The following is a 12,782-nucleotide window of genomic DNA, read 5'->3' on the forward strand; positions in this document are numbered from 1 at the left end:
GTCGGCCGCTACCGGGGAACGGGCACGACGGCGAGCACCTGGTCGAGCACGATGTCGGCGGTCACACCATCCTGCTCGGCCTCCGGGCGGAGGCTGATGCGATGGCGCAGGGTGGATCGGGCCAGCGCCTTGACATCATCCGGCGTCGCGTAGCCGCGCCCGGACAGCCAGGCCCAGGCGCGGGTGGTGGCCAGCAACGCCGTCGCGCCACGCGGGGAGACCCCGAGCTGGACGGCCGGCGCCGACCGGGTGGCCCGCGCGATGTCCACGATGTAGCCGAGCACCTCGCGCTGGACCTGCACCCGGGCCGCCGCGGCCTGCGCCGCCGCCAGATCGGCCGGGCCCGCCACCGGCCGGACCCCGGCCGCCGCCAGGTTCCCCGGGTCGAAGCCCGCCGCGTGGTGAGCCAGGATGCGCACCTCGTCCTCGCGTGGCGGGAGCGGCAGCGTGACCTTCACCAGGAAACGGTCGAGCTGCGCCTCCGGCAGCGGGTAGGTGCCTTCGTGCTCGATCGGGTTCTGGGTGGCGAGGACGGCGAACGGCGACGGCAGCCGGCGCGCCTGCCCGTCCACGGTGACCTGGCGTTCCTCCATGACCTCGAGCAGCGCGGCCTGCGTCTTCGGTGGAGTCCGGTTGATCTCGTCGGCGAGCAGCAGGTTCGTGAAGACCGGGCCCTGGCGGAAGGTGAACTCGCTGGTCCGGTTGTCGTACACCAGCGAGCCGGTGACGTCGCCGGGCATGAGGTCCGGGGTGAACTGCAGGCGCTTGGTGTCCAGCGACAGCGCCGCCGCCAGCGTCCGGACGAGCAGGGTCTTCGCCACGCCCGGCACACCCTCGAGCAGGACGTGGCCGCGACACAGCAGCGCGACCACCAGCCCGCTGACCGCGGCCTCCTGGCCCACGACCGCCTTCGCGACCTCGTTGCGCAGCGCCATCAGCGACTGCCGGGCGGTCTCGGCGTCGGGCTGAGGAGGCGTCCGGGGCGTCGGCGACGGTGAGCGCAGTGTCTCCGACCCCATGGACTGCGGCCCGGAGGCTACTGGCACTGCCGTCTGCGGGGACGACTCGGTCGGAGCCGCACCGGAGTTCGGGGACGTCACCTTCTGCCCACCTGTCGATCGAGTTCGTGTAGTTCGCCGGCCAGCCGGACGAGCGTGATGTCGCTGTCGGTCGCGGGTGCGGCCTCCGCACTGGTTGCCGCACCGGCCACCGTGCCCGTGGGCCCGGTGTGCTGGCCAGTGCCGGGTGGAGGTGGTGCGGCCCCTCCACCGGGGGTGTGCTGGTGGCCCCCAGGGGCCCCGGACGGATGGCCCGTGGGTGCTATGTCCGAACCGTACAGGAGTGATCGGATCTCTACGGGTGACCGACCGGTCTGCTCCGCGACCGCGGCCACCAGCACGGTCGGCTCCGGTTCGTGCGGGGGCCGCGCGGGGCCGGCGGGGGCGCCGTGCTGGACGCCCAGCCGGTCCGCGAGCCGGACCCGCAGGCCCGCCCGCAGCGCCGCGGCGGCCCCTTCGCGGGCACGCGCGGCGGCGTAGAGGCGGCCGCGGCCCTCGACGGTTTCCGCGGAACGCACCACCACCGGCAGCGGCTCGGTGACGGGCGGCCCCAGGCGCCGCCCTCGCCACAGGGCGAAGACGACCAGCGCGACGAGGGCCTGCAGGAAGCCGACCCAGAACCCGTCCGGTAGGAGGTCGGCCAGGCTCTGCCCGCCGACCGCGCCCTCGCTCGCGACGGCCGGTGTCACCCAGTCCAGCTGGGTGTGCCGGGCCAGCAGCCCGAGGGCCAGCGCGGCGTTCCCGGACTCGTCCAGCGCGCCGTTGGCGACGAAGTCGCCGCTGCCCAGGAGAACCAGCCGACCGCTGGTCTGTTCGGTGAGCCCTGGCCCGGTCGGGGTGAGGACGGCAAGGCGGGCGGCGTCGGGGAAGCCGTAGCAGAGCTCCAGCTCGATGCCGTTGCCAGACCAGCCCTCATGACCCGATCGGAGGATGTCGTCCGCCCGGGCGAACCGGACGTCGGACCCGATCGTCGTCGTGCCGGCCACCGTCGCCTCCGGCAGCCCGCACCGCGGCTGGACCTGTCCGTCGGCGAACGCCTCCGCCGGGACAGCCATGACCGGCATCTCCAGCGCCGCCACGGCGGCCTCCGACGGCGCGACGAGCACGACGTCCGAGCCGGTGTCGGCCAGGCTGACGAGAGCCTGGAGATCGGCCGGGGACAGCAGGTCCGGGTCGGTCACGACGACCGTGCGCGACCCGTCAGAGCCCGCGGAGCGCCGCCCCCCGGCAGCTGGACCGGTATCCGTCAGATCCGCGGGGACCGACTGCCGTGCCGAGACGGTGACGCCCCGCTCACGCAGGATCTCCGCGACGGCCAGAGTTCCGTGCGGGCCCGGGGAGCCGATGTCGAGGTACCGGTCACCGCTGGGCCGGCTCGCCACGGCCGCGAGCACCGCGTACACGGTCACCACCACGGCCAGGACCGCCGCCAGCCGTAAGGCGGCACGCACCGTCGTGGCCCCCGGGCCGCTGCGGACATGGGTCGGCGAGCCCACCCCCCGCCGCCGGCCGGTCGGGGCCGTCGGTCGAGCCGGGGCCGGTGCCGGGGGCCGCGGCGGGCTGGCCGGTGGCGCGGTCATGCCCGGACCGGCGGGGCGTCGTCGGGGGCACGGTCCCGGCCGATGGATCCGCGGATGCGCCCGAGGTTCTCGTCCGCGCGCACGACCACCTCGTAGGCCTCCAGGTTCGCCGGCCTGCCGCCGTACCAGATCTCGCTGAACACCTCGACCGCGACAGCCAGTGTCGCGATCGGGTCGGACGGCCCCCCGCCCGTGGTCTCGCCGGCCAGCGGCCGGACTGCGGACGGGCCGGCCACCGCTCGCAGATCGCTGATCAGCTCGTTCGCGGTGCGCCCGGGCCGCGGATCGAGAACGCCGCGTTCCTCCAGCATCCGGGCGATGGCGCGCAGCCGGGACCGAACAGCCTCCGCGTGGTCCCCCTGCTCGGCCTGGGTGCGTGACAGCGCCCGCAGCTGCGCCGCCGTGAGCGGACCGGGCGACGTGGCCTCGTCGAGCTGGAGCCGGGCGGAGCGCCGGACCGGGCCCAGCCACACCCGGAGCACCACAACGAGCGCGACCAGGGCGATGACCAGCGCGAGGACGCCGAGGCCCTGGAAACCGCCGAGGCCGGAGTCCGGATCCGGGGTGAGCCAGTGCCACAGGTCGGCCAGCCGGTCGTTGATCCAGTCGATCGTTCGGCTGAACCAGCCGCGCTCGTCATCCCGGTAGATGCTCCTGGACAGCTCCCGGTGGGCCTCCTCGCGGGCGCCGTCCCTGGTGACCGGCCCACCCGGAAGGCCGCCGGACGACGCGGCCGCGGTCGTCAGGTGGACGCCCGGGCGGGCAATGGTCATGATCCGGTGCTGCGTTGCCGAGCCGCCTCGGCGAGCGTCACGTCCAGCCCCTCCTTGCGGATGCGCTGATCTATGTAGAGCAGGACGGCGGTGCCGGAGAAGATCGGGGTGGCGATGGTCGTTCCGATCAGTGTTCCGATCGCGTTGACGATGTGGCCGGCGACGGTCAGGTCGGTCAGCGTCGAGTCGGCGAGGGAGTCGGACGAATCCAGGATGACGGTGGTGATGACACTGACGATCATCATCAGGATGCCGCCGACGAGGCCGGCGAGCAGCCCGATGCCGAACACCCGCCACCAGGCCCCGCGGACGAGGTCGCGCGAGCGGCGCAGCGCCCCTCGCACGGTCTGCCCTTCCAGGACGTAGGCCGGGGAGGCGAGGCTCAGGAAGACGGCGACCACGATCGCGCCGACGACAAGCGCAATGAGCCCCAGGACGGACAGCAGCATCACGGCGATGCTCAACACGACCAGGCCGCCCAGGCGCGGTGCGGCCTGCCTGATCGCCGCGCCGGCCGAGATCCGTGAACCGAGCGCCGCCTCGCTCACCACCACGGCGAGCACGCCGGAGAGGAAGATCCCCAACGCGGTGGTCAGCATGAAGATCAGCGTTTCGAGGACGATCGACGCCCCGGTCGAGGAGTCCTCGCCGGCGATCATGATGATCGTGATCACGATCTCGACCACCGCGGACACGCCGAGAGTCAGCCCCAGCGTCGCGCCCGGGTTCGCGCGGATCGTGGAGAAGATCCCGTCGAGGATCTCGCCGACCGACAACGGGCGCAGCGGGATCACCCCCGGCTTGGGTGCGATCGGCGGCCGGCCCCACGGGCCGGGGCCCCAGCCCGGGGGAGGCTGGCCCGGTGCCTGCCCGGGCCAGGGCTGCTGCCCGCCGGACGGATCCCAGCCGCCGGGTGAGCCCCAGCCGCCCGGCGGCTGCCCGGGAGCCTGCCAGCCGCCCGGGGTGCCCCCGTCGCCGCCGGCTGACGGCGGACTCCAGGATCCGGGAACTGGTGCGCCCCAGGAACCGGGGGATGCCGGCCCGGCCGGTCCGGGCTCATCGGGAGGGGTCTGACCGGCCCCGTCCGCCATCGTGGTCTCCCTGTGCTCGTGCCGTGCCGTGCGGCTTCTGCCGACTGGCGTACCCGGCACCGCACATCGTCGCAGATTGGCTACGTCCACAACGCGATCGGGCGGTCGACGACGACCGCGAACCGTTGATGTTCGTCTGCGGTTCATGGTCGCGGTTGGGTGTCCGGATCGAGACCGGGCGGGTCTGTGCACAGAAGCGCACTGCGTTTGTCGTTGTCCACAGAGCGGCCCACGGCGGGCGTGGCGCGGTGGGCGCGATTCATGCTCGTTCCGTGACCACATCTCCCGTCGGCCGCGAAGCGTCAGGCCAACACCGCGAAGCAGCAGGCCTGCCGCGTTTGCGTGAGGCGCTGGCGATTCTCGCGGATCTCGTCCTGCCGCGGGCCTGTGCCGGCTGCGGGCTGCCGGGGTACGCGGCCTGCGCCCGGTGCGCCGCCGCGCTGACGGGTCCCCTGGTTCTCGCCGCTCCGGGTCCCACGGCCAGCCCGGGGCGGCGAGGTCACGTCGCTGGTGCCTCGTCGTCGCCGTTCCGCACCGTCGCCGCGGCTCGCTTCGAGGGGGCGGCCCGGGCGCTGCTGATCGCCTACAAGGAGCGAGGGCGCGTCGACCTGGCCCGGGTCCTGGGCGGTGCGCTCGCGCGGGCCGTGGCGGTGGCCGGTCGCGATCTTCACCGGCGGCCACGGGCTGATGTGGTGCTGGTGCCGGTCCCCACGACCGCGGCGGCCCGGCGCAGGCGCGGGCTCGATCATGTCGCTCGCCTCGCGGCGGTCGCGGCCAGGGTGCTGACCCGGTCGGGCAGGCGGGCTCGGGTAAGCGGCGCGCTGCGTGTCCGGCGGGCCGGTGTGGACCAGGCCGACCTCGGTGCGGCGGATCGGCGTCGTAACCGTTCGGGTGCCTTCACCGCGCACCCCGGGGCCCGGCCGCCGTGTCGGCACGAGATCGTGATCGTGGTCGACGACATCATCACCACCGGCGCGACGGCCGCGGAGGCGATCCGTGCGCTGCGGGCAGGGGGCTGGGCGCCGTCCGGTGCGGCCGCGATCGCGGCGACACCACTGCGGAGCGCGGGTGCGCCGACGCGACGCGCCACCCTTCGGGATTGCCCGCCGTACTCCGGCTGAAGGAGGAAACTGGGTGCACGCGCTCCGCTCCCGGAGCCGACGGCGTGAGCTCATGGCGAACGCCGCACCGCAGCGCAGATGCGGTCATCCGGGGTGAGGGCACCGTGGCACACCTGCCACCGCGGCGGATGTGGCCCACGGCCCCCGCCCTGCCTGCCGTCGAAGGCTGCCGGGCCGGGGTAGGAGCGAGGCGGGTGTCGCTGACCGTGTCCAGAGACGCTGCGGCGCGTTCAGGGGCTCCGTAGGCCGGGTCGGAATCTCCCGATTTCGGCAGGTCGGTTCCGGCATGGATCCGCCCGATGTGGGGAAGGAGCCGAGCGTGGCGGGTCGGTGGAAATCGCGCCGATGCCGTGGTCACCGGGCAGAGCGTCAGGTGCTCTCACGAAAGGAGACGTCTCGCGGCGCCACTGTCACAAGCCGGCACCAACGAGTCTTTTCCGAGGTCGACTCGGGCTCGCGGCACCCCTGAGACCGCGGGCCGTGCGGTGGAAAAGGCTCGATGACTGACACCAGGAACGTTGACAACCTTCGGTGGGATCCCCCGGCGCGGGTCGACATTTGGATCCGTTCCGGAAAACCACCGAGGCAACCGACTCGCTGGCCGTGCTGATCGAAGGTGGATCGGCCGGCCGGGCCAGGTGAACGGGAGGTGGATCGCGTGGACATCGTGGTCAAGGGCAGGCACACCGCGGTTCCGGAACGGTTCCGCAGGCATGTCCAGGCCAAGCTCGCCAAGCTTGAGCGGCTCGATTCCAGAGTGATGCGGGTGGACGTCGAACACTCGAAGGAGACCAATCCTCGACTGTCCGGCATGTCCGACCGTGTCGAGCTGACCGTCTATTCACGCGGCCCGGTCATCCGTGCGGAGGCTTCCGCGGGCGACCCGTACGCGGCGCTCGATCGCGCCGCGGCCAAGCTCGCCGAACGCCTGCGGCGTGCTGCCGACCGGAGGGTCCGCCACCACGCCAACCACGCCGGCGCGAACCATCCTGGGCCCGGCCGGGCGGGAGCACTGCAGGCGGACCTGGTCCTGCAGAGCACGGGCGAGCCGGCCTCCAACGGGGCCGCCAAGGCGGCCAGGGGCGTGTTGCACGGTGTTCCGGGTGGGGAGTCCACCGCCGCCGCGGCGGGCAGCGGGCGTGCCGACAGCGACCGTTGGTCGGATGCCGAGAGCGGCCACGAATCGGACTACTCACCGATGGTGGTACGGGAGAAGACCCACGCCGCCGCGCCCATGACTCTCGACGACGCGCTGTCCAACATGGAACTCGTCGGCCACGACTTCTACCTGTTCCTCGACGCGAACAGCGGTCTGCCCAGCGTCGTGTACCGCAGGTGCGGATACGACTACGGCGTCATCCGGCTCGCGGGCTCGGCGGGCCAGAACGGCTCGGGCGACATGAACGGGTCGCGAGAACGCGCGGCGGCGGTCATTTCCGCCGTGTGAGGGTCGATCCCCCCGGCCGACGTGGGACCATTTGCCTCGGGTGTCGGACTCCCGGCATCGGTGCACACGGCGGGTTCCGTGGGGCGTGCCTGCGACGAGGGGTCGTCGCAGGCACGCCCCACCGGGGCGGTTCCAGGGGAGGTCGGAGATGACGGTGGACGAGCGGCGTTCCGAGGAGGCGCTGCGGACGCCATCGGAGGCGAATCCCATCCGGGTGCTGATCGTTGACGACCACGCGTTGTTCCGCCGCGGCCTGGAGATGGTCCTGGCACAGGAGGTCGACATCGAGGTCGTCGGTGAGGCGGCCGACGGCTCGGAAGCGGTCACCATGGCGGCCGAGATGGCGCCGGACATCGTCCTCATGGACGTTCGCATGCCGCGCCGCGGCGGGATCGACGCCACGAGCGCGATCAAGGAGAAGGTGCCGAGCGCGAAGATCGTCATGTTGACGATCAGCGATGAGGAGGCCGATCTCTTCGACGCGATCAAGGCGGGTGCCATGGGCTATCTGCTCAAGGAGATCTCGATCGACGAGGTGGCCGCGGACATTCGCGCGGTCTACAACGGCCAGAGCCTCATCAGCCCGTCCATGGCGTCCAAGCTGCTCAGCGAGTTCGCCGCGATGATCAAGACGAAGGACGACCGCCCCCAGCTCCCGACTCCGCGTCTGACCGACCGGGAGATGGAGGTCCTCCGGCTGGTGGCCAAGGGGCTGAACAACCGCGACATCGCCAAGCAGCTCTACATCAGCGAGAACACCGTCAAGAACCACATCCGCAACATCCTGGAGAAGCTGCAGCTGCACTCCCGGATGGAGGCCGTGGTCTACGCGGTTCGGGAGAAGCTGCTCGAAATCACCTGACAGGCCGCATGCGCCCCTGGCCACCCGGGCATCGGGCTTGGCCTTCGGCGCCGGAGGCGCCATGGCGCCTCCGGCGGCCGCTTCCGGTTCCCGGCAGGCCCAGGGGCTGCCTGCGGGCTGTTCAGACGGGCGGGTCTGTCGCCAGGCGTGAGCCGACCCAGCAGTCGTGCCGGGCGCCGTCGCCGAGAACGATGGCGTGGCGCAGGGTGCCGTCCAGGGAGAAGCCCAGCTTCTGGGCGACCCGCAGGGACCCGTGGTTGCCCACCGCGGCCCGCCACTCGACCCGCTCCAGCCCGAGCGCCCCGAATCCCCAACGCAGCAACGCGGCGGCGGCGCGGGTCGTGACCCCCTGACCACGCGCCTCGGGGACGCACCAGAAGGCGATCTCGGCGTCACCCTCGTCGGTCATGCTCTGCAGAGTGACGGAGGCCAGCAGCGCCTCCGTGGTGGCGTCGACGACCGCGAGCGGCGTGCTGGTGGCCGCGGCCCAGGCCGCCCTGGCCTGCCGGCCGACGAAGTCCTCGGCGTGCTCCCGCGTGTACGGCGCGGGGACCTGTGTCCACCGCTGGATCTCCAGGTCCTGGCAGGCGCTGAACATCGCGCCCGCGTCGGTCGTTCGCCAGGGGCGCAGATGGAGTGCTCCCGCCGTGATCTCGACCGGTTCCAGCGGCGGCCGGGCCGGGAGCGGCACCGCCCCGTGTCGATCGGGCCTGATGTCGGGACGCATAACCGTCACGATGCCAGCGTCCGGCGTGGCCGTGTCAGGCGGGCGTGTCGGCGTCGACCGGGCGTGTCGGCGTCGGGCGGGCAGGTTGATGCACGACTGGCCGTGTTGGTGCCGGGTGGGCGTGTTGTCCGCCGTCGGAGTCGCCGGCGGGCACCGGCACCACCCCACAGTCGTTGGACATGTCGGTGGGAGAGGGCCGAACGAGGCTGTCCGGGCATGCCGATGTGTCCCGGTGAACCCACCGCGTCGCCAGTGGTCCGAGCTGGGGCCGTGGGCGACGATCGAGGGACTAGCATCGTGGTGTCGGTGAGTTCGCCGACATGCCTGCCGGAGGGGTTCCGCCGTGGTTCTAGACAAGATCTTGCGTGCCGGTGAGGGCCGGATTCTGCGCAAGCTCAAGGCGATCGCCGAGCAGGTGAACCTCATTGAGGACGACTTCACCGGGCTGACCGACGCCGAGCTGCGCGGGATGACCGACGAGTTCCGCCAGCGCCTGGCGAACGAGGACGAGACCCTCGACTCCCTGCTGCCCGAAGCGTTCGCGGTGGTGCGTGAGGCCGCCCGGCGGACGCTCGGCCAGCGTCACTTCGACGTCCAGATCATGGGCGGCGCGGCGCTGCACATGGGCAACATCGCCGAGATGAAGACCGGTGAAGGCAAGACCCTGGTCTCCACTCTGCCCGCCTATCTCAACGCGCTGGCGGGGGAAGGCGTCCACATCGTCACGGTGAACGACTACCTGGCCCGGCGTGACGCCGAGAACATGGGCCGCGTTCACCGCTTCCTCGGCCTGACGGTCGGTGTCATCCACCCGCAGATGCCACCCGCGGCGCGTCGCCAGCAGTACCGGTGCGACATCACCTATGGCACGAACAACGAGTTCGGCTTCGACTACCTGCGCGACAACATGTCCTGGAGTGCGGACGAGCTGGTCCAGCGCGGTCACCACTTCGCGGTGGTCGACGAGGTCGACTCGATCCTCATCGACGAGGCCCGCACGCCGCTGATCATCAGTGGCCCGGCCGACAACCCGACCCGCTGGTACACCGAGTTCGCCCGCATCGCCCCGCTGCTGGAGCGGGACGTCGACTATGAGGTCGAGGAAGGCAAGCGCACGGTCGCGATCACCGAGGCCGGGGTCGAGAAGGTCGAGGACCAGCTCGGTATCGAGAACCTCTATGAGTCGGTGAACACCCCGCTCGTCGGCTACCTCAACAACTCGCTGAAGGCCAAAGAGCTTTACAAGCTGGACAAGGACTACATCGTCACCGACGGCGAGGTCCTCATCGTCGACGAGTTCACCGGCCGGGTTCTGCACGGTCGCCGCTACAGCGAGGGCATGCACCAGGCGATCGAGGCCAAGGAGAAGGTCGAGATCCGGCAGGAGAACCAGACCCTGGCGACGATCACTCTCCAGAACTACTTCCGGCTGTACGACAAACTGTCCGGGATGACCGGCACGGCCATGACCGAGGCCGCCGAGTTCCACCAGATCTACAAGCTCGGCGTGGTCCCCATTCCGACCAACAAGGCGATGGCCAGGGCGGACCAGCCGGACGTCGTCTACAAGACCGAGGTCGCCAAGTTCGACGCCGTCGTCGAGGACATCGCGGAGCGCCATGAGAAGGGGCAGCCGGTCCTCGTCGGCACGACCAGTGTCGAGAAGTCGGAGTACCTGTCCAAGCAGCTGACCAAGCGCGGTGTGAAGCACGAGGTGCTGAACGCCAAGCAGCACGAGCGTGAGGCCCACATCATCGCCGAGGCGGGGCGGCGGGGCGCTGTCACGGTGGCCACCAACATGGCCGGCCGAGGCACCGACATCATGCTCGGTGGCAACCCCGAGTTCATCGCGCAGGGGGAGCTCCGTCAGCGCGGTCTGTCTCCGGTCGAGACTCCCGACGACTACGAGGCCGCCTGGTCCGAGGCGCTGGAGAAGGCGCGGGCATCGGTCACGGCCGAGCACGAGGACGTCGTCGGGGCCGGCGGTCTCTATGTTCTGGGCACGGAGCGCCACGAGTCCCGCCGTATCGACAACCAGCTGCGCGGTCGTGCCGGGCGCCAGGGTGACCGCGGCGAGTCCCGGTTCTACCTCTCACTGGGAGACGACCTCATGCGGCTGTTCAACGCCGCCGCGGTCGAGGGCATCATGGATCGCCTCAACATCCCGGACGACGTGCCGATCGAATCGAAGATCGTCACTCGTGCGATTCGATCGGCGCAGACCCAGGTCGAGGGCCAGAACTTCGAGATCCGCAAGAACGTCCTCAAGTACGACGAGGTCATGAACAAGCAGCGCACCGTGATCTACGAGGAGCGCCGCAAGGTTCTCGAGGGAGCCGACCTGCACGAGCAGGTTCGCCACTTCGTCGACGACACCGTTGAGGGGTACGTCCGGGGAGCCACGGGCGACGGCTACCCGGAGGAGTGGGACCTCGACACGCTCTGGACCGGCCTCGGGCAGCTCTACCCGGTCGGAGTGGACGCGCCGGGCACGGACGACCGCGAGGGCCTGACCTCCGACCTGTTGCTCGAAGATCTTCAGTCGGACGCCCAGGAAGCCTATGACCGCCGCGAGCTGGACCTCGGTGACAAGCCGGACGGCGAGGCGGTGATGCGCGAGCTGGAGCGCAGGGTGGTGCTGGCGGTGCTCGACCGCAAGTGGCGCGAGCACCTGTACGAGATGGACTACCTGCAGGAGGGCATCGGCCTGCGGGCGATGGGTCAGCGTGACCCGGTCGTCGAGTACCAGCGCGAGGGCTTCGACATGTTCCAGACGATGATGGAGGGGATCAAGGAGGAGTCGGTCCGCCTCCTGTTCAACGTCGACGTTCAGGTTCCCGGTCGGGACGCGGAGACTTCCGCGCCGGAGGCGCCAGCGGTCGCACCGGCCGCGCCTGAGCTGCAGCTCCCGCCTGCCCCCGATGCCGGTGGGTCGGGTGCCGCCGGTCGGGTTTCGCCGGTGTCACCAGCTGTTCCGGTGCCCACCCCGGCCCCGGCGCCGCCACCGGTCTTCGTCAAGGGCCTGGAACCGCGCCGTCCATCGGGAAACCTGCAGTACTCGGCGCCGAGCGTTGACGGTGACGCCACGCCCACCGTCACCGTCGACAGCGGAGCTGGGCTGACGGGTGCCGGCCGCGGTTCGGGCCCTGGCGGCGCGATGGGCCGCGGTGTCAGTGCCGGTGACGGCGGCGCGGCGCGTACAGCGCGCAACGCGCCGTGCCCCTGTGGGTCAGGTCGAAAGTTCAAGCGTTGCCACGGTGACCCGGCACGGCGCAACGACTGACCACGGCGCGGCGACTGGCGGGGCATGCCCGCGGTCCGCTGGCCTGAGTGTCCGCGACTCGGCATTGCCAGGGCCCAGCTTTGCCGGGCCCAGCAGAACCGGGGCTGCTCGGTTGAGCAACCCCGGTTCCAGAACGGCGGGGCGGGCCTGATCAGCCGAGCTGCAAGGTGGTCACCTGCCAGCGGTCCGCGCCGCGCTCCATTCGGAGTGCCAGCGCCCGCATGCGCTGGCCTCGACTGATCACGGCGCTGACCTCGGCGATGCCGGGCGTCGGCTCACTGACCCGCACGCTGCGTACCTGGCTGGGCTGGCGGTTGGTGAGCGCCGCCGCGGTCCGTTGGAGGTCGTGCTGAAGGTCGGCGGTCGTCCATGGGGTGAGATGCGCCATCGGGCGCGCACCGGAGAGAACCTCGACGATCAGGCGGACGACGACGGCGGCGGTGCGCCGCGGGTCCGGTGCCTGCTGTTGCCGTGGGTGCCCGCTCGTCGCCGGGGCGGATGCCACACGGCGCGGCGGGCGCTGCTCGCGCTGGCGGGACAGCGGCAAGGTCAGCTGCTCCGGCAGCAATGGGCGGAGCGCTCCCCGTTCGGCAAGTCGGTGCGCCCCGCTGGTGACCTCCCGAGGCGCTGTCGAGACGGCGCCGCCGGTGGCCCGTGCGGGTCGTGGCCGGTCGATCGAGCGGTGCCGGGCACCGGGAGCAGCCCCGGTGCCCGGGGCGATCTCGTCGTCGTAGGGCGGGTCGACGGAGCGCACGGGCAGCAGCCCGGGCACGGCGACCACGTGGGGACGCCGACGACGGGGCAGGGTCAGGGCAGTCGTCGCAGTCACGGCGGGCCTTT

At 71.5% G+C, this 12,782-nt stretch carries 10 protein-coding genes; 4 read left to right on the forward strand and 6 right to left on the reverse strand.

The features are described from left to right. Positions 1-8: 8 nt before the first annotated feature. The 4 genes from ACG83_RS35430 to ACG83_RS35445 are packed head-to-tail and all read right to left on the reverse strand — an operon-like array spanning position 9 to position 4,502. A complete protein-coding gene (locus ACG83_RS35430; RefSeq protein ID WP_369812941.1) occupies positions 9-1,100 on the reverse strand; it encodes an AAA family ATPase in 1,092 nt (363 codons plus the stop codon). After that, the gene (locus ACG83_RS35435) at positions 1,097-2,638 is read right to left on the reverse strand and encodes a DUF4350 domain-containing protein (RefSeq protein WP_054570595.1); all 1,542 of its coding nucleotides are present in this window, start codon (positions 2,636-2,638) and stop codon (positions 1,097-1,099) included. The genes ACG83_RS35430 and ACG83_RS35435 overlap by 4 nt, the downstream gene beginning before the upstream one ends. Then, complete coding sequence (locus tag ACG83_RS35440; RefSeq protein ID WP_054570596.1) at positions 2,635-3,411, reverse strand: DUF4129 domain-containing protein; 777 nt, start codon at positions 3,409-3,411, stop codon at positions 2,635-2,637. The genes ACG83_RS35435 and ACG83_RS35440 overlap by 4 nt, the downstream gene beginning before the upstream one ends. Next, a complete protein-coding gene (locus ACG83_RS35445) occupies positions 3,408-4,502 on the reverse strand; it encodes a hypothetical protein (protein WP_054570597.1) in 1,095 nt (364 codons plus the stop codon). The genes ACG83_RS35440 and ACG83_RS35445 overlap by 4 nt, the downstream gene beginning before the upstream one ends. A gap of 338 nt (positions 4,503-4,840) precedes the next feature. On the opposite strand from ACG83_RS35445, the gene ACG83_RS35450 reads away from it, so the two are divergent. The 3 genes from ACG83_RS35450 to ACG83_RS35460 all read left to right on the forward strand — a co-directional run bounded on the left by ACG83_RS35450 (position 4,841) and on the right by ACG83_RS35460 (position 7,932). Beyond that, a complete protein-coding gene (locus tag ACG83_RS35450; protein WP_235498383.1) occupies positions 4,841-5,623 on the forward strand; it encodes a ComF family protein in 783 nt (260 codons plus the stop codon). Between the two features lie 658 nt (positions 5,624-6,281). Then, complete coding sequence (hpf, locus tag ACG83_RS35455) at positions 6,282-7,070, forward strand: ribosome hibernation-promoting factor, HPF/YfiA family (protein WP_054570599.1); 789 nt, start codon at positions 6,282-6,284, stop codon at positions 7,068-7,070. Positions 7,071-7,218: 148 nt separating this feature from the next. Continuing rightward, complete coding sequence (locus ACG83_RS35460) at positions 7,219-7,932, forward strand: response regulator transcription factor (protein ID WP_054570600.1); 714 nt, start codon at positions 7,219-7,221, stop codon at positions 7,930-7,932. A 121-nt stretch (positions 7,933-8,053) separates the two neighbouring features. On the opposite strand, the gene ACG83_RS35465 is transcribed toward ACG83_RS35460, so the two are convergent. After that, a complete protein-coding gene (locus ACG83_RS35465; protein WP_054570601.1) occupies positions 8,054-8,659 on the reverse strand; it encodes a GNAT family N-acetyltransferase in 606 nt (201 codons plus the stop codon). A 343-nt stretch (positions 8,660-9,002) separates the two neighbouring features. Here ACG83_RS35465 and secA point away from each other — a divergent pair, with 343 nt between their 5' ends. Next, positions 9,003-11,942: a preprotein translocase subunit SecA gene (gene secA, locus ACG83_RS35470; protein ID WP_054570602.1), complete on the forward strand. Its 2,940-nt coding sequence runs from the start codon at positions 9,003-9,005 to the stop codon at positions 11,940-11,942. A gap of 151 nt (positions 11,943-12,093) precedes the next feature. On the opposite strand, the gene ACG83_RS35475 is transcribed toward secA, so the two are convergent. Beyond that, a complete protein-coding gene (locus tag ACG83_RS35475) occupies positions 12,094-12,771 on the reverse strand; it encodes an Rv3235 family protein (RefSeq protein ID WP_054570603.1) in 678 nt (225 codons plus the stop codon). Between the last annotated feature and the right edge of the window lie 11 nt (positions 12,772-12,782).

This window comes from Frankia sp. R43 (assembly GCF_001306465.1).
GTDB lineage: Bacteria > Actinomycetota > Actinomycetes > Frankiales > Frankiaceae > Parafrankia > Parafrankia irregularis.